Origin of the sequence: Arthrobacter sp. U41 (assembly GCF_001750145.1) — a bacterium.
Taxonomy (GTDB): Bacteria; Actinomycetota; Actinomycetes; order Actinomycetales; family Micrococcaceae; genus Arthrobacter.
In genome coordinates this window covers 2,466,146-2,492,246 of sequence record NZ_CP015732.1, presented here as the reverse complement: position 1 = coordinate 2,492,246, position 26,101 = coordinate 2,466,146, and the positions used below count along the sequence as shown (strand labels likewise).

Genomic DNA, 26,101 nt, shown 5'->3' with positions numbered 1-26,101 from the left:
TCCTTTGGGGCAATTCGGGAAGTCCGGGTCGGATGGCAGGCGGGGCAGACGACGGCGGCCGGGCCCCAATGGGACCCGGCCACCGAAATTTGCCGGAACTACGCGGTTGCTTCTGAGACCGAAGAGCCTTCGGTGACGTCGGAGGATGCTTCTTCCTCGGAGACCTCGGTGGCCTCGGAGATGTGCACGACGAGGGCCTCGGCGTCGGCCAGCAGGACGGCGCCCTTGGGCAGAACAAGGTCGGAAGCGTGGATGTGCTCGCCGGCCGTGCGGCCCTCGATGCTGACCTCGATGCCGGTCGGCAGGTGGGTAGCCTCGGCCTCGAGGGAGACGGTGGTCATTTCCTGGTTGAACACGTTGCCGGGGGCAAGCTCACCGGTCACGTGCACGGGAACGTCCACGGTGACCTTCTCGCCCAGGCGGACGGTCAGGAGGTCGAGGTGCTCGATGATCTGCTTGATCGGGTTGCGCTGGATGTCCTTGACCAGGGCGAGGTGCTGTTCGCCGTTGATGTCCAGGGTCAGGAGCGCGTTGGCAACGCGGACGGCCAGGGTGGTGGACTTGGCCGGCAGGGTGATGTGGATGGGCTCGGCGCCGTGGCCGTAGATGACGGCCGGGATCAGGCCCTCCATGCGGGCGCGGCGGGCGAAGCCCTTGCCGAATTCGGTGCGTACTTCTGCTGCGAGCTTCTGCTCAGCCATGTGGATCTCCTCGTGGGATTGCGGTGTTCGGCAAGGGCGGAGGTCTGTTTGCGACCTTCAACGCCGGGTGGCCGTGAGGCCGCCCTTCCGAAGGGAGATTCAGACCCAGTCGATAACGGAGACCAGCAGTCCGGTTACCGATTAATTTTCCATTAATACGGAGTACCGGGCGCTCTCCCTCGCCAAGGTTTCGTGTCTAGGCTACCAGTGCGGGGCCGGATTCATTAAAACGGTCCCGCACTGGCGGACGGTTGAGCAGGCTCAACCGCAGGTGTTAGGCGTTGCCGTCGAACAGGCTGGTGACGGAGCCGTCGTCGAACACTTCGCGGATGGCGCGCGCGATCAGCGGCGCGATGGACAGCACGGTGAGCTGCGGGAAGCGCTTGCTGGCGTCAATCGGCAGGGTGTTGGTGACGACGACCTCGCGGGCGCCGGATTCCGCCAGCCGCTGGGCCGCGGGATCGGAGAAGACGGCGTGTGTTGCGGCGATGATAACGTCCTTGGCGCCGGCGTTTTTGAGCACCTGGACCGCGCCGGAAATGGTGCCGCCGGTGTCAATCATGTCGTCGATCAGGACGCAGGTGCGGCCCTCGATCTGGCCGACGACCGTCTTGGACATGGCCTGGTTCGGAACGGTCAGGTCCCGGCTCTTGTGCACGAAGGCCAGCGGCGCGCCGCCGAGGCGCTCGGCCCACTGTTCGGCGACCCGGACCCGGCCGGTGTCCGGGGAGACGACCGTGATGTTGTCTGCCGCGACGCGGGTGCGGATGTACTCCGCCAGCAGCGGGATGGCCATCAGGTGGTCCACGGGACCGTCGAAGAAGCCCTGGATCTGCGAGGTGTGCAGGTCAACGCTCATGATGCGGTCGGCGCCGGCGGTTTTGTACAGGTCCGCGATCAGGCGGGCGGAGATGGGCTCGCGGCCGCGGCCCTTCTTGTCCTGCCGGGCGTACGGGTAGAACGGAGACACCACGGTGATGCGCTTGGCGGAGGCCCGCTTGAGCGAATCGATCATGATGAGCTGTTCCATCAGCCAGTTGTTCAGCGGGGCCGGGTGCGCCTGGATGACGAAAGCGTCGGTGCCCCGCACGCTCTCCCCGGCGCGGACGTAGATCTCGCCGTTGGCGAAGTCGTAGGCATCCAGGGGCAGCAGCTCGGTTCCGAGCTCCTTGGCGATTTCCTTCGCCAGCTCAGGATGCGCGCGCCCAGCGGCAAGCACCAGCTTCTTCTCGCCGCGTGCCGTAATTTCGCTCATTTTTGCTAGCCCTCTTCTGTAGATGCCGGAGTACTGGAGGAAGTTGTGGTGGCGCCGGCAGCCTCGGCCAGGGACGCCGAAACCGAGCCGGGGCGGTTCGCGAGGACCCAGCCCTCGGAGTTCTGCTGCTTGGCCAGGGACAGGACCAGGGCGCCGGGCGGAACGTCGCGGCGGATCACTGCGCCGGCTCCGCTGTAGGCCCCGTCACCGACCCGGACGGGTGCGACGAAGACGGTGTTGGAGCCGGTGCGCACACCCGAGCCGATGACCGTGCGGTGCTTCTTCTCGCCGTCGTAGTTCGCGGTGATGTTTCCGCAGCCGATGTTCGTGTCTTCGCCGATCTCGGCGTCGCCCGCGTAGCCGAGGTGGGAGAGCTTGGAACCCCGGCCGATGGTGACGTTCTTGGTCTCGTAGAACGCGCCGATCTTGCCGGTCTCGCCGAGGACGGTGCCGGGGCGCAGGTAGGTGAACGGCCCGACGCTCGCTTTGGCTCCGATCGTGGAACCTGAACCGTGCGTGCGGACCACCTTGGCGCCCTCCCCCACGCGGACATCGGTGAGGGTCGTGTCGGGGCCGACGACGGCGTCGCGCGCCACCGTGGTGGTGCCGTGCAGCTGGATGTTGGGCAGCAGCCGCACGTCCTCGTCGAGGGTCACGGTGGCGTCGATCCAGGTGGTGGCCGGGTCGAGGACAGTGACGCCGGCGCGCATCCAGGCCTCGACGGTGCGCCGGTTGAGTTCGGCGCCGAGGGCCGAAAGCTGGACCCGGTCATTGGCACCTTCGACCTGCCAGCGGTCTTCCGTGACGACGGCGGCGACGCGGCCTCCGGCGGCACGGGCCAGGGACAGCACGTCGGTGAGGTACTTCTCGCCCTGGGCGTTGTCGGTCGTGACGTGGGCCAGCGAGTCACGGAGCACTGCGGCGTCGAAGGCGTAAATGCCGGAGTTGATCTCCCGGATGTCGCGTTCGGTGTCCGTGGCGTCCTTGTGCTCCCGGATGCCGGTGACCGACCCGTCCGCCGCGCGGAGGATGCGGCCGTAGCCGGTGGCGTCGTCCAGAACGGCCGTGAGGACTGTGACGGCGTTGTGCTCAGCCTCGTGGCTGGCGACGAGTTGGCCAAGCAGTTCACCGGTGAGCAGGGGGACGTCGCCGTAGGTCACGACGACGGTGCCGCTGAGCGGTCCGCGTGCGTCCAGTGCCTCCAGGGCGGCTTCGACGGCGCGGCCGGTGCCGGGAACCTCGTCCTGGTCAACGATCAGGGCTCCCGGGTCGACGGCGGCGATGTGGGCGGCCACCAGGTCGCGTTCATGACGGACCACGAGGGCCAGTTCCTGCGGCCGGATCGTGCGGGCGGCATGCAGGGCGTGGCCGACGAGGGACCGGCCACCGATCTCGTGGAGGATTTTGGGGGTACGGGACTTCATCCGGGTACCGGCACCTGCAGCTAGGACGATTACGGCGGCTGGGCCGGTCTTCTCGGGGCTCACGTACGGGCTCTCCTTGCTCAGTGGCTTAGCTCATTGCCGCTGTTCGGTGGATCTGGGTGGCGGGCGGCTGAGGGCAGTTGATGCACCTCGGTTGCCGGATCCGCGCGGCTTGGCCGGAGAAAATTCCGGTCACGGCGCCAGATTCATCCTACTGGACTCGCGCCGGGCCGCGTCCGCCGGGTGCCGCTTCCCGGCCCCTCAACGCGCAGCAGTTCCGCCCATAGGACTCGAACCTATACTCCACGGCTCCAAAGGCCGGGGTGCTGCCATTACACCAGGGCGGACCATGCCAAGGCTGTGAGCCTGTGGCACGAGAGTCAATTCTGCCATACTGCGTTGCCGCCCAGTGTTGACCCCGGACAGAGCGCGGCGGCTCCCCTCCCGGCGGGGGAATCTGGGGCATGATGGAGCGGTGAGCAACAGCGCAGGGGTATCCGGAGCGGCGGAGGGCCGCAGCGGCAGGCCCGTGCGGTCCGCCGACTACATACCCCGGGTCCGGATGACAGGGCCCCAGCGCCGCAGCCAGCTGATCGGCATCGGCCGGGGACTCTTCGCAGTGCGCGGACTGGACGGGACCACCATCGAGGAGATCGCCGCGGCGGCAGGGGTGTCCAAACCGGTGATCTATGAGCACTTCGGCTCGAAGGAAGGCCTGTACACGCAGGTCGTGGAATGCGAGTTCCGGATCCTGCTGGGCTCCATCAACGATGCGCTTTCCGAGGAAGCCAAACCGCGCGTGCTGGTCGAGCGGGCCGCCCTGGCGCTGCTGACCTATATCGAGGACCGCACCGAAGGCTTCCGCATCCTGATGCGCGACGCCCCGCCGGCGCAGCCCGAGGGAGCCTTCTCCACCCTGCTCTCCCACGTCACAGCCCGCGTGGAGTACATCCTGGCCGACGAGTTCGCCCGCCGCGGCTTCACGTCGGCCGACGGCGCCATGTACGCGCAGATGCTGGTGGGAATGGTGGCAATGACGGGACAGTGGTGGCAGGAGTGCCGCACGCCGGACAAGCGCGAAGTGGCCGCGCACCTGGTCAACCTCGCCTGGAACGGCCTCACCGGCCTCCGGAAAGACCCCGAACTCCGCAGCGACGACTAGACCCAGGTGCGGCTGGCCCATTCCTGCGGCAGCGGGCGGGCTGGGGGCTCTGAGCGTCCCCGCGGGACATGCCCTCCCCTGGTCTCAAAGCATGGACATAGCACCAACATGTCCAACCGTTGCCTGCCCCGAGGGACATGTCCTGAGGGATCGGACGCGAGCGGGGGACATGTCCAGCCGGGCCGCAACATACTGGGCATGTCCCCCCGGGTCCAAGGGACTACTCGCCGAGAACCTCGAGGGCTCCCAGCCATTCAAGTTCAAGGGCTTCGCGTTCGACCGCGAGATCCTTGAGCTTTTTGTTGAGCTCGGCGAGCTTGCCCGCGGCGGAGCCGTCGGCAGCCGCTGCGGTCATCTGGGCGTGGATCTTGTCCTCCTGCTGTTTGAGCTTGCCCAGCTGGCGGTCAATCCGGTTCTTGGCCTTGCGGGCGTCCCGCTTCTCGGCTTCCGAGGGGCCGCCCGCGGCGGCCGCGGAGCTACCGCTGGCGGCGATGACGGGGTTGCCGCCGCCGGTGATCGTGGAGCCGGCCAGCGCCGCCTCGCGCAGTTCCAGGTACTGGTCCACGCCGCGCGGCAGGGCACGGATCTTGCCGTCGCCGAGGAGTGCCATCTGATGGTCAGTGACCCGCTCCAGCAGGTAGCGGTCGTGGCTGACGACGACGAGGGTGCCGGGCCAGCCGTCCAGCACGTCCTCGACGGCGGCCAGGGTGTCGGTGTCGAGGTCGTTGGTCGGCTCGTCGAGCATCAGCACGTTCGGCTCCCCCACCAGCAGGCGCAGGAGCTGGAGGCGCCGGCGTTCGCCACCGGACAGGTCCTTGACCGGGGTCCACTGCTTCTCGTTCGTGAAGCCGAGCTGCTCCACGAGCTGGCCGGCGGTGAATTCCTTGCCGCCGACGTTGAAGGAGCGCTTTTCGCGCTCGATCACTTCGATCACGCGCAGGTCCGAGACGTCGTCAAGCTCCTTGACCTCCTGGGAGAGGACCGCGGTGACCACGGTCTTGCCGCGCTTGACCTTCCCCGAACTGGGCTGGATCTCGCCGTTGAGGAGCTTCAGCAGGGTGGTTTTGCCGGCACCGTTGACGCCCACCAGGCCCAGCCGCTCGCCGGGCGCAAGCCGCAGCGTGATGTTGTCGAAAAGCTTCTGCCCGGGGTCGCCGCCGAGGAAGTCGAGGGAGACGTTTTCGAGGTCCAGGACGTCCTTGCCGAGCCGGGCGGTGGCCATTTTGCTCAAGGCCGTCGCGTCGCGCGGCTCGGGAACATCAGCGATCAGGGCGTTTGCCGCCTCGATCCGGAATTTGGGCTTGGCGGTGCGGGCCGGGGCGCCGCGCCGGAGCCAGGCGAGTTCCTTCTTCACGAGCTGCTGGCGCTTGCTTTCCACCACGGAGGCCGAGCGGTCGCGTTCGGCCCGGGCCAGCACGTAGGCGGCATAGCCGCCGTCGAACGGGTCGACGATTCCGTCGTGGACTTCCCAGGTCTTGGTACAGACTTCGTCAAGGAACCAGCGGTCGTGGGTGACCACCAGGAAGGCACCCTGGTTGGCCCGCCAGCGGGTCTTCAGGTGCCTCGACAGCCAGGCGACGCCTTCGACGTCGAGGTGGTTGGTGGGCTCGTCGAGCATGATGACGTCGTGGTCCTCGATCAGCAGCTTGGCCAGCGCCACCCGGCGCTTCTGCCCGCCGGACAGGGCATGCACGTTGGCATGCCAGTCAACGTCCGAGACAAGGCCGCCCATGACTTCGCGGATCTGGGGATTGCGGGCCCACTCATAGTCGGCCTGGTCCCCGACGATCGCGGCACCGACGGTGAGGTCGCCGTCGAGCACGTCGCTCTGGTCCAGGTAACCGATGTTGACCTCGCTGCGCTTGGTCACCCGGCCGGTGTCCGGGGTGGCGCGCATCGCCAGCAGACGCATCAGCGTGGACTTGCCGTCGCCGTTGCGGCCGACCATGCCGATCCGGTCGCCCTCCTCGAGGCCGATGGTAACGCCGTCGAGAACGGTACGGGTTGCATACGAGACCGTAAGGTTCTCGCCGCCGAGCAGGTGTGCCACTGGGAACTGCTTTCCTAGAGAAAAATAATGTCAAGCAAAGGTCAGGCCGGATCGATCCAAGCCACATACGTCGTGCGGGTGACGACAATCCTATTAAAGGAGCGTATCGGAGATGATGCGCGCCCCGTGAACCGGGCCGTGCACCGCCATGGCGTCGAGGCCGTGGTGCCGGAGGTCTTCGGCCAGCCCCTCAGCCGCCGCCGGGCTGTGGGCCAGCAGCGCGACCGTGGGTCCGGAACCGGAGACGATGCCGGCGATCGCCCCCAAAGATTCACCGAGACCCAGGGTGTCCCGGAGGCCGGGGGCCAGCTCAATCGAGGCGCGCTGGAGATCGTTGACCAGCACGCGGCTCAAAGCGTCGGCGTCCCCGCTGCGCAGGGCCTGGAGGATCATCGGGTCCACCGCGGTGGGTTCCTCGACTGCGGCCCCCTCGGCGGCGCGCAGCCGGTCCAGGGTCCGGTAGACCTCCGGGGTGGGCAGGCCGAAATCCGCGGTCACCAGGACCCAGTCGGTCTGGGCTTTGACGAGGGCCGGCGAGAGTTCGTCGCCCAGGCCGAGCCCGACGGCGGTACCGCCGAGCAGGGAGAACGGAACGTCGGCGCCGAGTTCTGCGGCCAGATGGGCGAGTTCGTCGCGCGAGAGTCCGCTGTTCCACAGCGCGTCGCAGGCAAGCAGCGTGGCTGCCGCGTCGGCCGAGCCGCCGCCCATGCCTCCGGCCACGGGCACCCGCTTCGTGATCTCGAGATGGACGCCGGTGGAGTGCTCCGAGACGTCGGCCATGATCGCGGCGGCCTTGTAGGCCAGGTTGCGCTCATCCAGGGGGATGTCCACACCGTCGAGGTCGAGGGTGCTGGCCGGGCTGATGCTGACTGTTATTTCCCCGGTGTCCGTGCTGGTGGCGGCGACTTCTTCGTAGAGGGACACCGCGAGGTAGACGCTGGCCACCGAGTGGTAGCCGTCCGGGCGAAGGGGGCCAACATCGAGTGAGACGTTTACCTTGCCGGGGGCCTTGACCCGGACAGTCCTCGCGGCAAAGCGCCCTCTCACTGCGTTCATGGCTCCACGCTATGGCATGGCAGGGTCAGGCTCCAAGCACGGCGCAGGACCGGGTTCACGTTTCCGGTGCTGCCGGCGGGGTCAGTTTACCGGCTGCTCGCGGGCTTCCGCGATCCTGGAAAAGGCCGCGATGTCGATCACTTCGCCGCGCGCGGTGGGGTCGATGCCGGCGGCCCGCAGGCAGCGTTCGGCCTCCGCGGCGCTGCCGGCCCATCCGGCCAGTGCCGCGCGAAGCGTCTTGCGCCGCTGGGCGAAGGCGGCATCGATAACGGCGAACACCTGTTCCCGGGTGGCCGTGGTGACGGGTGGTTCCCGGCGGGTAAACGACACGAGGCCGGAGTGGATCTTGGGTGCGGGCCAGAAGACGTTCATGCCGATGACCCCCGCTTTGCGCATGCTGCTGTACCAGGCTGCCTTGACCGAGGGAACGCCGTAGGTCTTGGACCCGGGCCCGGCGGCGAGCCGGTCGGCCACCTCGTCCTGGACCATCACCAGGCCATGGCGGAGACTCGGGAAGTGCTGCAGCAGGTGCAGGACCACCGGGACGGCAACGTTGTAGGGAAGGTTCGCCACGAGAGCGGTCGGCTGCACCGGCAGCTCGGTGACCCGCATGGCGTCGGCGAGCACAAGGTGAAAATTCCCGACGGCGGCCGGTCGCCACTGGGCGACCGTGGCAGGCAGTTTGCCGGCAAGCACCGGATCAATCTCGACGGCGACGACGGAGCGGGCGGCGTCCAGCAGCCCCAGGGTGAGCGATCCCAGCCCGGGCCCCACCTCAAGGACTGTCTCGTCGGGGTGGATGTCCGCGGCGGCGACGATCCTGCGGATGGTGTTGCCGTCAATGACGAAGTTTTGGCCCAGGGACTTGGTGGGACGGACCCCGATCTCCTCGGCCAGCCTGCGGATGTCCGAGGCGCCCATCAGGGGTGGGGGCGCGGTCGCCGGAGTACCGGTCGGGGCAGAGAGTGGCGTACTGCCTGGCGCGGAGGGGGTCGGTTCAGTCACCTAGGTATCCTATCCCGCCGGCCAGGTTGGGCATGGCCTGGCAAACGCCGGGTATCCACAGCCCGGGCATGGCAAAGGCCGGGTCCGGGAACCGGACCCGGCCTTTGCCTGGTGTCCGCTGCCGTGGTCAGCAGCTGCGGACGCCGTCCAGATACATTTGGCTAAATGCATTTGGGCGCCGGCCGGAGCTGAGGCTCCGGCCGGTCTCCGCTTAGCTTGAGGCTGCCCAGCCGCAGCCCCAGGGCTGCAGGCCGCGCTGTGCGTAGACCCGGTTGGCGATGTCGATCTGCTGGGCCTTGGTGGCCAGGCTGGCGTTCGGGGCGTATGCGCCGCCGCCGGATCCGAGCCAGGTCTGGATGTCGAACTGCAGTCCGCCGTAGTAGCCGTTGCCGTTGTTGATGGACCAGTTGCCGGTGGACTCGCACTGCGCGATCTTGTCCCACATGGCTTCGTTCATCATGGCCGGGGCCCCGGCGCCGGTGTTGGCACCGGCGGTCTGTGCTGCCGGCTTGGGCTTGGGCTTGGTGCCGACGGTGATCTTTTCGGTGACTGGCTGGATGCTGACGGACTCGGACACCAGGGTGCGGGAGGCTTCGCGGCCGTCGACGAGGACCAGCTTGAAGCTCTTGCTGATGGTGCCGGCCACGCCCGCCTGGGTCACCTTCTTTTCGCCCTTGGTCAGCCCGGCGTCCTCGGTGGTGAAGGTTTCGAACGGCACGGCCTCGGTCGCTTCGGCCGTCTGGCTGGCGTCCACGCGGGAAACCTTAATGACCATGTCATTGACCACCGGGGCGTTGTCCGGCTGCGAGACGCGGTCGGTGGCGCCCAGCGAGATGCCGGCGTCGGCGAGGAGCTGGCCGACGTTGGCCGCTGTCGTTGTGGTCTTGTCGGCCTTGCCGTCAGCAACGATGCTCACGCTCTTCGGCGTCGAGATCGTAACGAAGGAGCCGGAGACTGCGAGCTGCGCGTCCTTCGGAACGGACAGTTCCGAGGCGCCGGCCACGCCGAGTTCCGTCACGAGGCCCTCGACAGTGGGCGAGGTGGTGCTGATGGTCCGCTCCGCGCCGTCCAGGCTGACCTTGACGGCCTTGGCGAGGTTGACGTTGATGACGGAGCCGTCCTGTACATGGGAGTCCGCGGCGGGCGTGACCCGGTCGGAGGACTGGAGTTCAAGGTTGGCGCCCTTGACGACCTGGCCGACGGTGCCGCCGAAGGTCTGGACGGAACTCACTTTGCCGTCGACGTTGAGGGTGACTGTCTTGTTGTTGCCGACGAAGGCAACGAGTCCCAGCACGAGTGCCACCAGCACCACGAGCTGCGTGCCGACTTTGACGAAGCTGACTTTGCCATCCGATGTGAAGAACTTGACCACGATTGCCCGTATCTTTTGGACCATCCGGGCACGGGGAAAAGTGCACGCTTTCACCCGCCGCCGACAGCCCTGAGGCCGCACCCGCAGGGCGCGTGATGTCCGCGGCAGCTGTGTGCACTGCCACACTCACAAACGAGAGCGCGCACATGGTTCGTTGGCCACGATGCGCGCCCTGCAGGAGTGAAATTGTCCGAAGGCCTTCCCCGACCCCGGCTAATAGTTGTCCACTGTAACCGGAGCGTTATAAAGCCACCAACAAAATCCGCATACGCGGTATCTATCCGGCGGGGTGCGCTTTCGTCACATCAGTCCCAGGATCCGTATGCCTGCACGGTATTTCCGGCGATCCGGGCACACAGTTCCGAGAGCTCCCATCCAGTCAATTCGGCCATCGCCCGGACGGTGTAGGGGACCATATAGCTTGCGTTGGGCCGGCCCCGGTGGGGATGCGGGGTCAGGAACGGCGCGTCCGTCTCGACCAGGATCCGCTCCGGCTCCGCGATAGCCACGGCGGCGCGGAGATCCGCGGCATTTTTGAAGGTCAGGGTCCCGGCGAAGGACATGTACCAGCCCTCGGTGTTGCAGATCCGGGCCAGCTCCGCCCCGCCCGAGAAACAGTGGAACACCACGCGTTCGGGGGCCCCCTCCTCCCGCAGCACCTGGACGACGTCGTCATGCGCGTCACGGTCGTGGATTTGCAGTGCCAGCCCGAGGCGTTTGGCAATGTCGATGTGACGCCGGAAGGAATAGCGCTGATGGGCCAACCCCTCCCCCTGGGTGCGGAAGAAATCCAGGCCGGTTTCGCCGATGGCCCGGATCCTCGGGTGCGCCGCGAGGGCCTCGATCTCGGCCAGGGCCTCGTCCAGTTCTCCGCGCGCGGCATATCCCGGCGCGTCATTGGGGTGGAGGGCAACGGCGCCCAGCAGCCGCGGATCCAGGTCCACTGCCTGGACAGTGAATCTGGACGATTCGAGGTCGCATCCCACCTGCACGGCACCCTGGACCCCCACGGCCTCGGCGGCATCGAGGGCGTCACCGATGCTGACCGCAAGGTCCTCGTTCGGGAAATCGAGATGGGTGTGGTTGTCCATCACCGGCACCGGAAGCGGTTCCGGGGCCGGCGGGTATCCCTGCCTGCCGGTGCCATCACTGCCGGGCGCACGGAACGGGACGGGAGTCAGGGGATTGATCATCCTTCAACCTTAACGTCGGTCCTGCGGCCGGATGAACCGGAACCGCGCAGGCAGTTAACCTGCCCGCGCTATCTCCCGGCCGGCGGCCCGAGACAGATTTCCCCGGGAACTCTCTGTCAGGCCCGGCAGTTGTGTTAGTACTCTGATATAAATACCGGCTGCAGGACAACGGAAGGTCGGGAACCCACCAGGGCTGAGAGGCTACCGATGGACTACCACCGCATCTCCCTAGACGACGCTCTCCCGGAAGGGCAGGGCCGGAGGGAAGAATCCGCCGTGGCCGGGCTCCCGGCAGCCCGGCGCCCTGCCCAGCCGCCGGTCGCCATGGACGCGGACGAGTTCCGCTCCGCCAGCGGGCGCATCCTGACCGCAATCAACACCGTGATCGATGGCAAAGCGGAGGCGGCCAAGCTGGCTCTGACCGTGCTGCTGGCCCAGGGCCATCTGCTCCTCGAGGACGTCCCCGGGGTGGGCAAGACCCTGCTTGCGAAGACCCTGGCCCGGACCATTGACTGTTCGGTGAGCCGCATCCAGTTCACCCCGGATTTGCTACCCTCCGATGTCACCGGCGTGTCCATCTACAACCAGTCGTCGAGGTCCTTTGAGTTCCGCCCCGGTGCGGTATTCGCCAACATCGTCATCGGCGACGAAATCAACCGCGCCTCCGCCAAGACCCAGTCAGCCCTGCTGGAATGCATGGAGGAACACCAGGTCACGGTGGACGGCAAGTCCTACAAGCTCGACGAGCCGTTTATGGTGGTGGCCACGCAGAACCCGATCGAGATGGAGGGCACCTACCCGCTCCCGGAGGCGCAGCGGGACCGTTTTATGGCGCGGATCTCCATGGGCTACCCGGACAAGGACGCCGAGATGGAAATGCTGGAAACCCACCAGGCGACGTCGCCGCTGACCCGGGTCACCGCCGTCGTCACCGCCGCCGAGGTCGCCTCGATGATCGCCACGGTCCGGCAGGTCTACGTCTCCCAGTCGATCAAGGAATATACCGTGTCGCTGGGACGCGCCACGAGGGAAAGCGGCATGCTCCGTCTCGGGGCCAGCCCCCGGTCCATGCTCCAGCTGCTCCGTGCGGCCAAAGCCACGGCGGCGTTGGAGGGCCGGGATTTTGTGCTGCCGGACGACATCGTCAGCGTGGCGGAATCCGTCCTGGCGCACCGGATCATCCTGGACCGGAAAGCCGCGAGCATGGGCGAGACCGCCCAGAGCGTTATCCGTGCCGTCCTGGCGAAGATCCCGGTCAGCCCGGACCTGGCCGCTCCGGCTGCCACGCTGCCGAACCGCCGCTAGGACGGGCCCGGCCGTGGCGCTGATTGGTCAGTTCCCGAGGCACCTTTTCACCAGCCGCGGCTGGGGGCTGCTGGGCGCTGGAGTGGTTTTCCTGCTGGCAGCCCAGGTGATGGGACGCCGGGACCTGTTGGCGCTGGCCATCCTGCTGCTTGTCCTGCCGCTGCTCTCACTGGCCGGAACCCGAGTGCTGAAGCCGAATTTTCAGGTTTTCCGGGAGTTCAGCCCTGCCAGCGTCGAAACGGCGGCGACGACGACCGTCCGGCTGGCTGTCGCCCGGACCGGAACCGGCTCCGGCCACGCGCTGATGGAGGAGCGCCTGCCCGCCCGGTTCGGGGAATCGCCGGTGTTCCGGTTCCCGGCGCGCTCGGCGGCGGCCGGGACCAGCCGCTACGAATACCACCTGCGCTCCGGGCAACGCGGCCAGTTCCGGATCGGACCGGTCACGGCCGAGTTCAGCGACCCGTTCGGGCTGTCCCTGCACCGCCACGCCATTGACGACGGCGACATCCTGACCGTGACGCCCGCCGCCGTCGACCTTCCCGGCACCGGGCTGGCCGGCGCCAGGGGGCACGACGGCGTGACCGCCACGCGCATCCGGGCCAACCCGAGCGATGACGATGTCATGACCCGGGAATACCGCCACGGCGACCCGATGCGCCGCGTGCATTGGGCGGCGACGGCACGGCAGGGGGAGCTGATGGTCCGCCAGGAGGAGTCCGTCACCACGCCGGAGGCCACCATCATCCTGGACCAGCGGCTCTCGGCCTTCACCCGCGGCGCCTTCGCCGCCGGCTCGAATGCGCGTTCCGGCCACCACCCGTTCGGCGCCGGCCACCGCGGGACGGACCACGGGGCCGGCCAGCGTGGCGCCTCCGGACCGGACGGCCGTGAGCTCCTGACCAGCGACACCTTCGAGTGGGCCGTAACGGCCGCCATGTCCATCGGTGCGCATCTCGCCGAGCGCAGCTACGCCCTGCGTTTCCTCGACGCCGCCGGCGAGCCCGCGTTCGCGCATTCCCCCTCCGCCCCCGAGCCGGAGACCGAAGAGTACGCCGGCGCGTCCGGACTGCAGTCCGTCGCCGAGAGCCTCGCGGCGATCCAGCTCACCGGGCCGCACCACCACCGCAGGGAGCCCAAGGACTCCGCTTCCCCCTGGACTCCCGGCCGCCACACTTCCGGCGGGGAGGCCGGCCCGCAGTATTTCGACGACCGGCTGATGGACAAGCTGGCCGCCCACCGGATGCGGGGGCCGGTCCTGGCGGTCCTTGGACACCTCACCCTGGCCGAGGCCCGGGCACTGGCCCCGGCTGCCGGTTTTGCCGCCAACGCGTTTGCCCTCGTCATCACGGAGCGGCCCCGGGACCTGGACCAGGTGCTCGAGGCCCTCCGGCTCGGCGGCTGGCGGGCCGTGGCAGTCTCCCCGTCGACGCCGCTGCCCGCCGCGTGGACGGCCTTCGACGAGGGCGGAAACGCCCCGCTGGCAGCGGCAGCCGACGTGCGGCGCGGGACGGCGGTGCGGCGATGACGCTGACACCGCAGCGCAGCGCGGGTGCTCACTCCGGCGAGTCCGGCTCGGACGCGGGGCCGGGCACGGGGGCCGGCCCGGTTTCCCCTGCCTCTGGTTCAGCGGGGCAGACGGCCCGGAGGAAGGTGGGCACGCAGCCGTGGCTGATGGCCCTCGCGGTGGCAGTCGCCGTCGCCGGTGCAGCTCTGAGCCTCAACGGGGTGCTGCGGGGCTGGGCCTGGTACTCCCCCGTCCTCTCAACGGTCTTCACGGTGGCTTTCACCATGGCAGGGCTCCGGGCGCTCCGGTGGCGCAGCATTTTCGTGACGGCCGGTGCGCTGGCCGCGCTCGTGCTGATCCTGACCTTCACCTTCTTCCGCCCGCACAGCATCCTTGGTTTCATTCCTTCCGGCGCCACCATGACGCAGCTGGGCCGGTTCCTGCGCCGTGCCGGTGAGACTGTCCTCGCGGAAAGCGCCCCGGTGGCCCCGAACGCCGGTATCGTCCTGCTGGTCTGCGCCGTCCTGGGGCTGCTGGTGGTCCTGATCGATGCCCTCGCCTATCCCCTGGCCCTGCCAGCGACGAGCGGTCTGGGGATCCTGGCCATCCTGGTTGTTCCCGCCATGATCAAACCCCAGAGTGTGGGCGTTCTGGGCTTTGCGGGTGCCGCCGCGGGTTACCTCATGATCCTCGGCTGCAGCCACTGGTTCGCGCCCGATTCACGGACCGGGGCCGACACCGCGCGCAACCCGGGCCAGTTCCGCCGCGGCGCCCTGACCGGGGCCGCTGCGCTGACCGTGACCCTGTTGCTTCAGCTGGTGATCCCGGGCTTTGACCAGGGGACCTTCCCGCAGGGCTCGCGGTTGAACCCCTTTGGCCCCGCCACGGGGCTCAACCCGATGATCAGCCTGGGCAACAGCCTCCGCAGTCCCACCGGTGACGGCCGGATCACCTTTGCCACCAATGCCCCCAGCACCCCGTACCTGCGGTCCGTGACCGTTGACAGTTTCAACGGCGACAACTGGGCTCCGGATGACCGCAATGACACCCGCCGGCTGGGCACGGGCCGGATGGATTCGGGATTCGAGTCCTCCGCCACGGAAGTCCGCGTGGTGACCGCGGTCAACACCGGGCAGTTCACCAGCCCCTACCTGCCGGTGCCCTACGCCCCGGAGGCCGTGAACGGCCTCACCGGCCGCTGGAGCTGGGACCCGGCCACGCTGAGCATCAAGGGGGTCGACGCCAACTCCCGCGACCAGCAGTACGTGGTGCTCTCGGTGGCCCCGCAGCTCACCCCGGCCCTGCTGGCACAGGCCGCCGGGCCGGTGCAGGACGTGCCCGAGCAGTTCGTCCGGACCCCGGACAACGTCCCGGAGATTGTGCGCACCACCGCCGAGGCCGTGACCGCTGACAGCACCACGCCGTACGCGCGGGCGATGGCCATCCAGCGGTACCTGCGCTCCGGCGAGTTCGCCTATTCGCTGCAGTCCCCGGTGCAGGGAGGCTATGACGGCAACGGGCTCTCGGTCCTGGCGGACTTCCTGAACCAGAAGAGCGGATACTGCATCCACTTCGCCTCGGCAATGGCCGTGATGGCCCGGCTGGAAGGCATCCCCAGCCGCATCGCCGTCGGCTACGCCCCGGGGCGCCCCACCGGCGCCACGGTCTCGATCGGCGGCGAGGGGGCCCTCCCGGAGTATGAGGTCGATGCCCGCGACGCCCACGCCTGGCCGGAACTGTATTTCCAGGGGCTGGGCTGGATTTCTTTCGAACCAACCCCCTCGCGCGGCGTGGTTCCGTCCTATGCCACGGATGCCGCGGCCGCCAGCGGCGCCAGCACCAACGAAAACAACGACGGCCTCATCCCCGGCAGCAGCCCGACCCCGGCACCGCTGCCCAGTGTGTCACCGTTGCCGCTCCCGGGCGCTGCCGGTCCGGTGGACGCGGCAAGCCGGCTGCTGCCCGTGCTGTACGGCGCCGGCGCCCTGCTGTTCCTCGGGCTGCTGCTGGCGTCCCCCCGCCTGTCGCGCGCCGCACTGCGCCGACGCCGGCTGACCGGTTCCCGGACCGACGGTGCCGCGGCGTTGCAGGCGTGGGCGGAGCTGCGCGACCTCACCACGGACTTCGGCGTGCCGCCGCAGACCAGTGAAACTCCCCGTCATTTCTCCGAGAGGTTGCGGCTCTCGGGGGCCCTCGGAGAGCCGGAGGGCATGGACGCGGACGCCCACACCGCAGTCCGGTCGCTGACCGCGGATTTCGAACGCCGGCAATACGGCCGCCCCCCGTCCGGGCAGGACGACGGCGGCCTCCCGGGCCGCGCCCGGAGCTCCGCCGGTGCCGCTGCTCTCCCGCGCAGCCCCGGGGAATCAGCCGCCCACCGGATCGCAGCTGTCCAGGCTTCGCTGCACGCCCATGCCCGGCCGCTCCCGGGGTTCCGGGCCGAGTGGCTGCCCGCCTCCGTCCTGGCCCGCTGGCGGCGAGCCGCCGCGGCGCCGTTCCGGGCCGCCCGCCGCACAGCCCGGCGCACCCGGCGCCGCACCGCGGAGGCCCGGTCGAGGATCCGCGGGGCGCTGCGCCGGGTGCACTGGATGCGCCGAGGCTGAGGCCCGCTCTGCCCGGCCGGGGTGGTTCCTAGCCGGCGTACGGGTCCGCGATGCCGATGTACTGGGTGTAGAGGTATTCCTCGATGCCTTCGAGGCCGCCCTCACGGCCCAGGCCGGACTGCTTGACCCCGCCAAAGGGTGCCGCGGCGTTGGAGACCACGCCGGCGTTCAGGCCCAGCATGCCGGTCTCCAGGCGTTCGCCCATCCGGATGCCCCGGTTCAGGTCCCGGGTGAAAACGTAGGCCACCAGACCGTACTCGGTGTTGTTCGCCAGCCGGACCGCCTCATCCTCGGAGGAGAAGGTGATGATCGGGGCGACCGGCCCGAAGATTTCCTCGGACAGGATCCGGGTGCCCTCGGTGACGCCCTTGAGGATGGTGGGCTGGTAGAAGTAGCCCGGACCCTCGACGGCGGCGCCGCCGATCACCGCGACCGCACCGGCGGACACCGCATCGGAAACCAGCTCGTGGACCTTGTCCCGGCTCTTCGCATCGATCAGCGGGCCGACCTTGGACTCCGCCTCGGTGCCGCGGGCCGTGGTCATGTCCGCCATCTTCGCGGCGAACTTCTCCGCGAATTCGTCCGCGACGGACTCGTGCACGATGAACCGGTTCGCGGCCGTGCAGGCCTCGCCCATGTTCCGCAGCTTCGCCAGCATCGCCCCGGCGACGGCGGCGTCGACGTCGGCGTCCTCAAACACCACGAACGGGGCGTTCCCGCCGAGTTCCATCGAGGTCCGCAGCACGTTCTCGGACGCGTCGGCGAGCAGCCGGCGGCCGACCTCGGTGGAGCCGGTGAAGGAGAGCTTGCGCAGCCGGGAGTCCTTGATCAGCGGCCCCGTGGTGGCACCGGCCGTGGAGGTCGGGATGACGTTCAGCACCCCGGCGGGGAGTCCGGCCTCCATCATCACGGCCGCGAACAGCTGGGAGGTCAGCGGGGTCAGGTTCGCGGACTTCAGCACCATGGTGCAGCCGGCGGCGACGGCGGGGGCAACCTTGCGGGTCGCCATGGCCAGCGGGAAGTTCCACGGCGTGATCAGCAGGCAGGGGCCCACCGGCTTCTTCGTCACCAGCAGCCGGGACTTCCCGTCCGGGGATACCGAGTAGCGGCCGAAGGCCCGGACGGCTTCTTCGGAGAACCAGCGCAGGAACTCGGCGCCGTAGGTGACTTCGCCGCGGGCCTCGGCCAGCGGCTTGCCCATTTCCAGTGTCATCAGCAGCGCGAAGTCCTCCGCCCGTGCAGTGACGAGCTCGAAGGCCCGGCGCAGGATCTCCCCGCGCTCGCGCGCCGGGACCTTCGCCCAGGAGTCCTGCGCGGCGGCCGCGGCATCCAGGGCCGCCGCCCCGTCCTCGGGGCCGGCGTCGGCGATGCTCAGCAGGACCTTGCCCGTCGAGGGGTCCTCCACAGCGAAGGTCTTACCAGAAGCGGCCGGACGCCACTGGCCGCCGATCAGCAGACCGGTGGGAACGGAGGCCAGCAGGGCGCTCTCGCGCTCGGCGGTAACAATGGGCTGGGCAGTTACAGTCACGGTTGACTCCCTCGTCAGCGATTCGGGGTGAATGGGATCGGGTTCAGCACTGTTCGGACACCTTGGGCAGGCGCCGGATTTACTGCCACGGTACTGCCGCGCTCTCCGGACTGTCTACGCATGTCCGCACTACGTCAGGCGGGGTCCGCTGTGCAGCTGCACAGCGGACGTTGGGGCCGGAGGCCGGCCTGGCTACCGGGCTGCGAGCACCGCGGAGTACAGTTCCCGTTTGCTGACCTTGGCGTCCTCCGCCACGGCGGCGACGGCTTCCTTGAGCCGGATTCCCTGGGCCATGAGCGCGTTGACGTCCGCCACGTGGTCCTCCGGCTTGCCCGGTTCCCGTTCCGGGGCGCCGCCGACAACGACGGCGATCTCGCCGCGCACCTCGTTGGACTCGGCCCACTCCAGCAGTTCGCGGAGGGTGCCGCGGATGACCTCTTCATAGGTCTTTGTCAGTTCCCGGCAGATGGCTGCCCGCCGGTCCGCGCCGAACCGCTCACGCAGCGCACGAAGCATGGGTTCGAGCCGGTGCGGGGCCTCGAAGAAGACCATGGTGCGCCGCTCGGCATCGAGATCAGCGAGCCGGGAGGACCGTTCTCCGGCCTTGCGCGGCAGGAACCCCTCAAAGCAGAAGCGGTCGGTCGGCAGGCCGGAAAGCGCGAGCGCGGTCAGCACCGCGGAGGGTCCGGGCGCGGCGGTGACCGTCAATCCGGCGGCCACGGCCCCTTCGACCAGGCGGAAGCCGGGGTCCGAGACGGAGGGCATGCCGGCGTCGGTGACCATCACGAGGGTCTTGCCGGCGCGTACCTGGTCCAGGAGTTCACCGGTCTTGGCTGCCTCGTTGTGCTCGTGGTAGCTGATGATCCGGCCGGACACGGTGATCCCCAGGTTCTGGACCAGGCGGTGCAGCCGGCGGGTGTCCTCGGCGGCGACGATGTCCGCCGTGGTCAGGAGTTCGACGAGCCGGTACGTGGCGTCCCCGACGTTGCCGATGGGGGTCGCCGCCAGCACGATCCGGCCGGGTCCGCCGGTTTCCGGGACCGCCTCCGTCGCGGGGCTTCCGGCGGGCCCGGTGCCGTCCCCGGCGTCGTCCGGCTGGCCCGCGCCATCGCTGGGAAGATTCGGGGAGGTGCTGAGTATAGGGTCCACACGACCAGCCTACTGCTGGCACGGGCCGAGGGCGGACGGACCCTGCTGGCACCCGCCCGGGACGGGGCCGGGGCGGCCTGGCCGGGGACCACAGCGGCAAAAGGTAGCATGGCAACGTGACGCAGACCCCCGCCCGGCCTGCCGAGGCCGGTTCCCCCGGATCGGCGCCCCCAGCCACCCGCCCCGGCCGCAGCCTGGAGGGGCACCGCTGGGTCAGCCGCCCGGCGGATGCGTTTACGCCCGCAGCCCTCAAAGACCGCCTGATCGGCGGCATCCAGAGCTGGCGGGACTATCCGCCCTCGCTCCGGCTGTGGTTCTGGCTGGTTCCGGTCATCACCGCGGCCTTGGGCGGGGTCCTCCGTTTCGTCCGGCTGGATTCGCCCCGCACCCTGGTCTTCGACGAGACCTACTACGTCAAGGACGGCTACTCGTTCCTGGTCAGCGGCTACGAACGGTCGTGGCCGGACAAGGCCAACGAGGCCTTTGCCGCCGGCAATCCCGGGGTGCTGCTTGACGCGCCCGAGTACGTCGTCCACCCGCCGGTCGGGAAGTGGATGATCGCCGCCGGCATGTGGCTCTTCGGCCCGGACAACCCCTTCGGCTGGCGGTTCGGAGCGGCCCTGACCGGCACACTGTCCATTGTCCTGCTGGCCCTGATCGCGCAAAAACTCTTCCGCTCGCTGACCCTCGGGGCGGTGGCCGGTGTGCTGCTGGCGGTGGACGGCCACCACCTGGTGATGTCCCGGACCTCCCTGCTGGACATCTTCCTGATGTTCTGGGTCCTTGCCGCGTTCGGGGCCCTGCTGATGGACCGCGACGACGGCCGCCGCCGGCTTGCCGAGCGGCTGGGCCGGCAGGCCGCAGCCTCCCCGGACGGACGGCCCGGCCTGCTCCAGCTGGCATCCGGCCCGTGGCTGGGGATCCGCTGGTGGCGGCTCGCCGCCGGCGTGTGCCTGGGACTGGCTGTCGGCACGAAATGGTCCGCCCTGTTCTTCCTGGCGGGTTTCGGGCTGCTGACGGTCTTCTGGGACCTGAGCGCCCGCCGGATCGCCGGAATCCACGGCTGGATCAGCGGCGGGATCCTCAAGGACGGGATTCCGGCCTTCCTCAGCATTGTCCCGGTGGCCGCCCTGGTGTACGCCGCCACGTGGACCGGCTGGTTCGGCTCCACGGACGCCTACTTCCGGAACTGGGCGCAGACCGTCCCCTCGGCGGAATGGGGCTGGCTGCCGGACGCCGTCCGGTCCCTGGCGCACTACCACGTGGAGGCGTACAAGTTCCACCAGGGGCTCAGCGCGGAGCATCCTTACGAGGCCAGCGCCTGGAGCTGGCTGGTGCTCGGCAGGCCCACGTCCTTCTTCTACGAATCGCCCACGCCGGGCAGCCCCGGGTGCGATACGGCCAGCTGCACAACGGCGATCCTCTCCGTCGGCAACCCGCTGATCTGGTGGGGCGCCGCCGTCTGCCTGGGCGTCCTGCTGTTCTGGTGGGCCGGGCGGCGCGACTGGCGAGCGGGGGCGATCCTGGCCGCCGTGGCCTCCGGTTACCTCCCCTGGTTCCTGTATCCGGAACGCACCATGTTCTACTTCTACGCCGTATCCTTCGAGCCCTTCCTCGTGCTGGCCCTGGTGTACTGCCTGGGCCTCATCCTGGGCCAGCGCACCGATCCGCTCTGGCGGCGGCGTTCCGGGCTCTACCTCGTGGCCCTCTTTGTGGTCACCGCCGTCATCGTGTCGGCGTTCTTCTATCCGGTCTGGACCGCCGAGACCATTTCCTACCAGGATTGGCGGTTCCGGATGTGGATGCCGTCCTGGATCTAGGGCAGGATTGCAGGGGGCGTCCCCCATCAGACGGACCCGGAACGGAGATACGGCTGTGAGAGAAGCAAGTACCGGGCTGCTCGTCGAGCTCGACCCGGGCAGCAACGTGACGGACCTGCTCCTGGAGCAGCACGCCAAGGATCCTGTGCACGCGCTTTACTCCCGCAAGGGCCCGTCCGGCTGGGCCGATGTCCCCGCCCAGCAGTTCCTGGACCAGGTCCGGGCGCTGGCGAAGGGCCTGATAGCCGGCGGCATCACCCCCGGGGAGACCGTGGCGGTCATGTCCGGCACCCGCTTCGAGTGGACCGTGGTGGACTTTGCCATCTGGTTCGCCGGCGGCGTCCCCGTCCCCGTCTACGAAACGTCCTCGGCCAGCCAGGTCGAATGGATCCTGCATGATTCGGGGGCCCGGCGCATCTTCGCGGAGAACGCGGCCACCGCAGCCCTGGTCCAGGAGGTCCTGGACGGCTCCACTTTGCTCGGAGACACCGTGCTCCCCGTGGTGCGGATGGACTACGACGGCGCGGCGCCGAACCTGGCCAGCCTGGCCGCGGCAGGCGCCGGGGTCGGCGACGCCGAGCTGGAACGGCACCGCTCCGCCGCCGGGCTCGCGGACGTGGCATCACTCGTCTACACCTCCGGCACCACGGGCCGGCCCAAGGGGTGCGAAATCACGCATGGGAACTTCGCGCTCATCGCCAAGAATGTCGTGCTGTTCCTGCCCGAGATCCTCCTGCAGCCCCGCTCCAGGACCCTGATGTTCCTCCCGCTGGCCCACGTCCTCGCCCGCGCCGTCCAGGTCATCTGCCTGAGCGCCGGGACCACCCTGGGCCACACCGCCAGCGCCAAGGAGCTGCTGGAGGACCTGGCCAGCTTCAAGCCCACCTTCCTTCTCGTCGTTCCCCGGATCTTCGAGAAGGTGTACGCCGGTGCCGCCCACAAGGCGGCCCTGGCCGGGAAGCAGCGCCTGTTCGAGTCGGCCGCCGCCGTCGCCATCGACTATTCCAAGGCCCTTGACGCCGCCTCCCGGGGCACCGGACCCGGGCCCGGATTCGCCACCCGCGCCCGGCACGCCCTTTTTGACCGGTTGTTGTACCCCAAGCTGCGTCAGGCCTTCGGCGGCCAACTGGGCTATGCGGTCTCCGGGGCCAGCCCGCTAAGCGCCCACGACGCGCACTTCTTCCGCGGCGCGGGCATCCCCGTCCTGGAAGGCTATGGCCTCACCGAAACCACGGCACCGTGCACCGCCAACACCCCGACGCGGACCAGGGTGGGGACGGTCGGCATCCCGGTGCCGGGAACCACCATCAGGGTCGCCGAGGACGGCGAGATCCTGGTCAAGGGCATCGGCGTCTTCAAGGGCTACCACAACAACCCCGCAGCCAATGCCGAGGCGTTCGTGGACGGGTTCTTCCGCACCGGCGACCTCGGGTCCCTGGACGCGGACGGCTTCCTGACGATTACCGGACGGAAGAAGGACCTCCTCGTCACCGCCGGCGGCAAGAACGTCGCCCCCGGGCCGCTCGAGGAGAAGATCCGCGAACACGAACTCGTCCTGCAGGCCGTGGTGGTCGGGGACGGCCGGCCGTTCGTCTCGGCCCTGATCAACCTGGACCCTGAGGGCCTGGAAAACTGGTGCGCCGCGCGCAAGGTTCCCGGGATGAGCACGGCCGAAGCCCGCGGCAGCGAACTGGTCCGCGCTGCCCTGCAGCGCGCCGTGGACGAGGCAAACGCCCTCGTCTCCAAGGCCGAGTCGATCCGCAGCTTCGTGGTGCTGGACGCCGACTTCACGGTGGAATCCGGGCACCTGACACCGACGCTCAAACTCAAGCGCGCCGCCGTCGTGCGCGACTTCGAGACGCAGATCAACCGCATTTACGGCTGATCAGCAGCTGACGCGCCGCGTCCGGGACGCGGGAAGCGGCCGGCACCGTGTGGTGCCGGCCGCTTCGATGTCCCTGTCAGACGCCGGGTCCCGGCGCCCCTCTAGACGGTGCTGGAGTATCCCCGGGCCGGGCTGCCGTGCGAACCGGTGTCGGCTGCGCCGGAGCCGGGTGTGCCGGAGCGCCCAGTGGCGGGGGTACCGGATGCGGAGTTCCCGGGAGCCGGAGCCGCCCCGGGTGCGTCCCCGGCCGTTGCCTCGCCGGCCTCGCCGGCTTTGGTTGCTTTGTTCCGCCGGAACCGGGACCGTTTGGCGGGGGGAGTTTCCGGGGTTTCGTCCCCGGCCGGGTCCAGTTCCGGGGTGTCGTCGCCGGCCGGGTGAGCTGCCGCCGTGCCCCGTTTCGGCAGCCCGCGGCGCCTGCGCGTCGGCCAGGTGAGGATGAGGGTGACGAGCGAGGTGATCAGCACCAGGCCGGCGATCACGATGCCGCCGTCGACCCAGAACTGGGCCGGGAAGAGCCGGATCAGGGTGTCCTGCAGCGAGAACGTCCAGGTGCCGCTGGCGAAGAAGACGCTGTGGAACTGGGCGAAGAACTCCTCCCAGCCAAGCACCGCCAGGACGCCGAGGCTGAGGATGATAACGAGGGTGATGATGGACCCGGCGAACAGACCGCGCCGCACTCCCCCGGGACTGCGGCGCCGCAGGTAGATGACGGCGATCAGGCTCAGCAGGATCAGCAGGACGCCCGCGCCGAAGGCGGACAGGATGACGAGCTTGACGTCGGCCATGTGGCTGACTTCGCCGTCCCCGAAGAGCTTGTCTCCGCTGCGGTCGACGAGATCGCCGAGGTACCGCGGTCCTGCCCAGTTGCTGAGGTAGTCCACGGCGTAGGAGCCGTAGGTCATTCGGTCGTCGGTGTTAAAGCCGTAGCCGTCGCCCGGGAATCCGGGGCGGTTGTACTCGACCCAGAGGAACAGGGGACTGGCGACGGCCCGGACGGCCAGCACCAGCAGGATGACCGGGAAGCACACGGCAAGCAGGACCTGCATCACGCGCGGGGCCACCGGTTTGGCGTTCGCCGCGTGTTCACGTTCGGCGTTCCGGCGCTGTACTTCTTCCTCCGGGGGGCGGAGCTGCAGCGCGGAGGTCGGGAGCGGTTCGCTGAAGTGCGCACCGTTGCCCTTCGGTGCCGGTTCGACGGCGGCTTCCGCGGCCTTGCGGTCGGCGCGGCTGCCGGCCTGGCGCCAGGCCGGGGCCGCTGCGGCCGCTGACGACGGCGGCGTCGAGGTTGCGGCCGGCGTCGGGGTGGCGGCTGCGGCCGGCGTCGCCGGGCTGCCGGAGTCCGGCACGGCCGGTCCGGTTGCGCTGTCGGCCCGTGGCAGGGCTTCCGGACTGCTGCCGCCATCACGTCCGGCGGTGCCGGCGGAGGCCGCGGCCGAGCCCTTGTCCGCGGAGCTGGGCTTCATCCAGTCGAAGGCGGGCTCGTCCGCGTCATCGGGCGGATCCAGCTGCGGATCCTGTCGGTTCGGAGGGGTGGGACTTGAGTCAGTCACTGCGGCATCGCTTCCGTCGGCGTCCGCGCCGCCGGCCGGGGCCTGGCAACGCTACTTATCTGGTTCCGAGCCTACCGCCAGAGTCTCGGACTGGGCGAGGTGCCACCCCGTAGGGGCGGGGATTCAGGGGCGGGGATTCAGCGGCGGGGATTCAGCGGCGGGGATTCAGCCGGCGACAGGAGGAGCCGGAGGCCCGGTCCCCGGTCAGCGCTTGGCGTACTGCGCCCAGGGGATGTTCCAGTCCCCGAAGCCTTCAAGCGGTTCCACGGCCGGGGCCCCGGTGTTGAGGGTCTGGACGAGGTCGCCGGTCTTCATGTTGTTGAAGAACCAGGCGGCGTCCGCCGGGAGCAGTCCGACGCAGCCGTGCGAGACATTGGACTTGCCCACCGCGCCCCAGGCCGATTCCAGCGCCTGGTGGACGTACACCCCGGAGCTGGTCAGGCGGTTGGCGTACTCGACCGTCAGCGGCGGATAGTAACCCTTGTCTCCGGGCTTCAGACCGATGCTACCGGCGTTGAAATCGGAGTGGCGTTCCTGCTCCATGATGACGGCAAAGCCCGTTGGGGAGAGCCAGTCCTCGTCCCCCAGCGTGACCGGCGCAGTCCTGACCAGCTGGCCGTCGAAGTACACGTTCATGGTCTTGGTGGTGTCATCAACGACGGCGAGGCGCTGCGGCCCGACCTTGAAGGAAACCTTGTTGTCCGAGTTGCCGATCATCTTGTTGCCGAAGTCGACGCCGAAGAGCTTCAGGTCCACGGTGATCTCGCTGTTGGAAGCCCAGAAAGCTTCGGGGCGGATCCGGACACGGCGGTCCGAGTACCAGCGCCACGCCACGGCCTGGCCGGAGGAGGCCGTGACGGTGACGGCCTTCTCCAGGGCTTCCTTGTTCAGCACCGGTTCGCTGAAGACAATCTCAATGGGCTGGCCGGCGCCGACCGTGGTGCCGTTGAGCGGATACACCGCGGCGTCCGCCTCGTTGGCTTTGGCCACGGTGGCGAAGGTCTGGGCCTTCCTCGTCTCGCGCCCGGCTTCGTCCACGATGGTGAAGCTGTACTTGTACTGCGTGTCGAATTCCAGGGGATCCCCGGCGGTCCAGGTCGAGCCGTCCGGGCTCGTTGTCCCGGGGACGCTCGCGCCGCCGGCGGCCGGGACCAGCACGACGTCCTTGACCACGCCGTTGACGGCCTTGACCGAGGGTGCGGCGGCCGGGTTGACGCCTTTGGCACCGTCGGTCGGGGTCACCCCGAGCTCAACGAGCTTCACGACGGGTGCGGCCAGGCCGGACACGCTCCGCATCGGCGCCGAGGCCTCGGAGGGCATGTCGGCATGCGCCCAGCCAGGTGAGGTGGCGACGCCGATGCCGCCGGCACCGACAGCTGCGCAGATGGCAAGGACGGCCAGCATCTTCCCGGTGTTGCGGGGACGGTGTCCAGGCTCCCGGCGTCGACGCGCGCTGTCTTCAGTCATGGCCACTTCCTGTGTTCCCCCACTGCTTTTGCCTACAAGCCCACATCAGAGCTCACGATCTCCCTATGCCAG

18 protein-coding genes and 1 tRNA gene are annotated in these 26,101 nt (G+C 69.0%); 6 read left to right on the top strand and 13 right to left on the bottom strand.

The features are described from left to right. Window positions 1-98 precede the first annotated feature (98 nt). From ASPU41_RS11405 to ASPU41_RS11390, 4 genes are all read right to left on the bottom strand, one after another. Complete coding sequence (locus tag ASPU41_RS11405; RefSeq protein WP_069951014.1) at window positions 99-701, bottom strand: 50S ribosomal protein L25/general stress protein Ctc; 603 nt, start codon at window positions 699-701, stop codon at window positions 99-101. Between the two features lie 274 nt (window positions 702-975). Further along, a complete protein-coding gene (locus tag ASPU41_RS11400) occupies window positions 976-1,956 on the bottom strand; it encodes a ribose-phosphate diphosphokinase (RefSeq protein ID WP_069951013.1) in 981 nt (326 codons plus the stop codon). A gap of 5 nt (window positions 1,957-1,961) precedes the next feature. After that, window positions 1,962-3,443 carry a bifunctional UDP-N-acetylglucosamine diphosphorylase/glucosamine-1-phosphate N-acetyltransferase GlmU gene (gene glmU / locus ASPU41_RS11395; protein ID WP_069951012.1) on the bottom strand — a complete coding sequence of 494 codons (1,482 nt, stop codon included), beginning with the start codon at window positions 3,441-3,443 and terminating at the stop codon, window positions 1,962-1,964. A 212-nt stretch (window positions 3,444-3,655) separates the two neighbouring features. Then, a tRNA-Gln gene (locus ASPU41_RS11390) sits at window positions 3,656-3,727 on the bottom strand. Between the two features lie 215 nt (window positions 3,728-3,942). Here ASPU41_RS11390 and ASPU41_RS11385 point away from each other — a divergent pair. Then, entirely contained in the window at window positions 3,943-4,542 is a 600-nt protein-coding gene (locus tag ASPU41_RS11385) for a TetR/AcrR family transcriptional regulator (protein ID WP_069952646.1), read from the top strand. 220 nt (window positions 4,543-4,762) lie between these two features. Here ASPU41_RS11385 and ASPU41_RS11380 read toward each other — a convergent pair whose 3' ends face one another. From ASPU41_RS11380 to ASPU41_RS11360, 5 genes are all read right to left on the bottom strand, one after another. Further along, entirely contained in the window at window positions 4,763-6,592 is a 1,830-nt protein-coding gene (locus tag ASPU41_RS11380) for an ABC-F family ATP-binding cassette domain-containing protein (protein ID WP_069951011.1), read from the bottom strand. A gap of 93 nt (window positions 6,593-6,685) precedes the next feature. Further along, window positions 6,686-7,648 (bottom strand): 4-(cytidine 5'-diphospho)-2-C-methyl-D-erythritol kinase, encoded by a 963-nt coding sequence (locus tag ASPU41_RS11375; protein ID WP_069951010.1) that lies wholly within the window; start codon window positions 7,646-7,648, stop codon window positions 6,686-6,688. A gap of 81 nt (window positions 7,649-7,729) precedes the next feature. Then, a complete protein-coding gene (gene rsmA, locus ASPU41_RS11370) occupies window positions 7,730-8,653 on the bottom strand; it encodes a 16S rRNA (adenine(1518)-N(6)/adenine(1519)-N(6))-dimethyltransferase RsmA (RefSeq protein WP_083266477.1) in 924 nt (307 codons plus the stop codon). Between the two features lie 211 nt (window positions 8,654-8,864). Then, window positions 8,865-10,025 (bottom strand): resuscitation-promoting factor, encoded by a 1,161-nt coding sequence (locus ASPU41_RS11365; RefSeq protein ID WP_069952645.1) that lies wholly within the window; start codon window positions 10,023-10,025, stop codon window positions 8,865-8,867. A 305-nt stretch (window positions 10,026-10,330) separates the two neighbouring features. Continuing rightward, window positions 10,331-11,218 (bottom strand): TatD family hydrolase, encoded by an 888-nt coding sequence (locus tag ASPU41_RS11360; RefSeq protein ID WP_069951008.1) that lies wholly within the window; start codon window positions 11,216-11,218, stop codon window positions 10,331-10,333. A 207-nt stretch (window positions 11,219-11,425) separates the two neighbouring features. Between ASPU41_RS11360 and ASPU41_RS11355 the strand changes: the two genes are divergently transcribed. Genes ASPU41_RS11355 through ASPU41_RS11345 form a run of 3 tightly spaced genes read left to right on the top strand, consistent with a single transcriptional unit; the run spans window position 11,426 to window position 16,630 of the window. After that, a complete protein-coding gene (locus ASPU41_RS11355) occupies window positions 11,426-12,523 on the top strand; it encodes an AAA family ATPase (RefSeq protein WP_069951007.1) in 1,098 nt (365 codons plus the stop codon). A gap of 13 nt (window positions 12,524-12,536) precedes the next feature. Then, window positions 12,537-14,048 carry a DUF58 domain-containing protein gene (locus ASPU41_RS11350; protein WP_069951006.1) on the top strand — a complete coding sequence of 504 codons (1,512 nt, stop codon included), beginning with the start codon at window positions 12,537-12,539 and terminating at the stop codon, window positions 14,046-14,048. After that, complete coding sequence (locus ASPU41_RS11345) at window positions 14,045-16,630, top strand: transglutaminase family protein (RefSeq protein WP_069951005.1); 2,586 nt, start codon at window positions 14,045-14,047, stop codon at window positions 16,628-16,630. The genes ASPU41_RS11350 and ASPU41_RS11345 overlap by 4 nt, the downstream gene beginning before the upstream one ends. A gap of 28 nt (window positions 16,631-16,658) precedes the next feature. Here ASPU41_RS11345 and ASPU41_RS11340 read toward each other — a convergent pair whose 3' ends face one another. Continuing rightward, on the bottom strand, window positions 16,659-18,158 hold the full coding sequence (locus ASPU41_RS11340) for an NAD-dependent succinate-semialdehyde dehydrogenase (RefSeq protein WP_069951004.1): 1,500 nt from the start codon (window positions 18,156-18,158) through the stop codon (window positions 16,659-16,661). Window positions 18,159-18,350: 192 nt separating this feature from the next. Beyond that, the gene (gene rsmI / locus ASPU41_RS11335) at window positions 18,351-19,172 is read right to left on the bottom strand and encodes a 16S rRNA (cytidine(1402)-2'-O)-methyltransferase (RefSeq protein WP_069952644.1); all 822 of its coding nucleotides are present in this window, start codon (window positions 19,170-19,172) and stop codon (window positions 18,351-18,353) included. Window positions 19,173-19,423: 251 nt separating this feature from the next. Here rsmI and ASPU41_RS11330 point away from each other — a divergent pair, with 251 nt between their 5' ends. Both ASPU41_RS11330 and ASPU41_RS11325 read left to right on the top strand, forming a co-directional pair. Continuing rightward, a complete protein-coding gene (locus tag ASPU41_RS11330; RefSeq protein ID WP_069951003.1) occupies window positions 19,424-21,127 on the top strand; it encodes a dolichyl-phosphate-mannose--protein mannosyltransferase in 1,704 nt (567 codons plus the stop codon). A 55-nt stretch (window positions 21,128-21,182) separates the two neighbouring features. Continuing rightward, window positions 21,183-23,012: an AMP-dependent synthetase/ligase gene (locus ASPU41_RS11325; protein WP_069951002.1), complete on the top strand. Its 1,830-nt coding sequence runs from the start codon at window positions 21,183-21,185 to the stop codon at window positions 23,010-23,012. Window positions 23,013-23,113: 101 nt separating this feature from the next. Here the strand turns inward: ASPU41_RS11325 and ASPU41_RS22065 are convergent, their stop codons facing one another. Then, window positions 23,114-24,562 (bottom strand): TIGR01906 family membrane protein, encoded by a 1,449-nt coding sequence (locus tag ASPU41_RS22065; RefSeq protein WP_331712755.1) that lies wholly within the window; start codon window positions 24,560-24,562, stop codon window positions 23,114-23,116. Window positions 24,563-24,766: 204 nt separating this feature from the next. Then, window positions 24,767-26,029, bottom strand: a complete 1,263-nt coding sequence (locus ASPU41_RS11315; RefSeq protein ID WP_069951001.1) for a L,D-transpeptidase — start codon at window positions 26,027-26,029, stop codon at window positions 24,767-24,769. Between the last annotated feature and the right edge of the window lie 72 nt (window positions 26,030-26,101).

Coding starts and splice junctions, on each gene's coding strand:
- ASPU41_RS11405 (WP_069951014.1), bottom strand. CDS start 701: ATGGCTGAGCAGAAGCTCGCAGCAGAAGTACGCACCGAATTCGGCAAG.
- ASPU41_RS11400 (WP_069951013.1), bottom strand. CDS start 1,956: ATGAGCGAAATTACGGCACGCGGCGAGAAGAAGCTGGTGCTTGCCGCT.
- ASPU41_RS11385 (WP_069952646.1), top strand. CDS start 3,943: ATGACAGGGCCCCAGCGCCGCAGCCAGCTGATCGGCATCGGCCGGGGA.
- ASPU41_RS11375 (WP_069951010.1), bottom strand. CDS start 7,648: ATGAACGCAGTGAGAGGGCGCTTTGCCGCGAGGACTGTCCGGGTCAAG.
- ASPU41_RS11360 (WP_069951008.1), bottom strand. CDS start 11,218: ATGATCAATCCCCTGACTCCCGTCCCGTTCCGTGCGCCCGGCAGTGAT.
- ASPU41_RS11355 (WP_069951007.1), top strand. CDS start 11,426: ATGGACTACCACCGCATCTCCCTAGACGACGCTCTCCCGGAAGGGCAG.
- ASPU41_RS11345 (WP_069951005.1), top strand. CDS start 14,045: ATGACGCTGACACCGCAGCGCAGCGCGGGTGCTCACTCCGGCGAGTCC.
- ASPU41_RS11315 (WP_069951001.1), bottom strand. CDS start 26,029: ATGACTGAAGACAGCGCGCGTCGACGCCGGGAGCCTGGACACCGTCCC.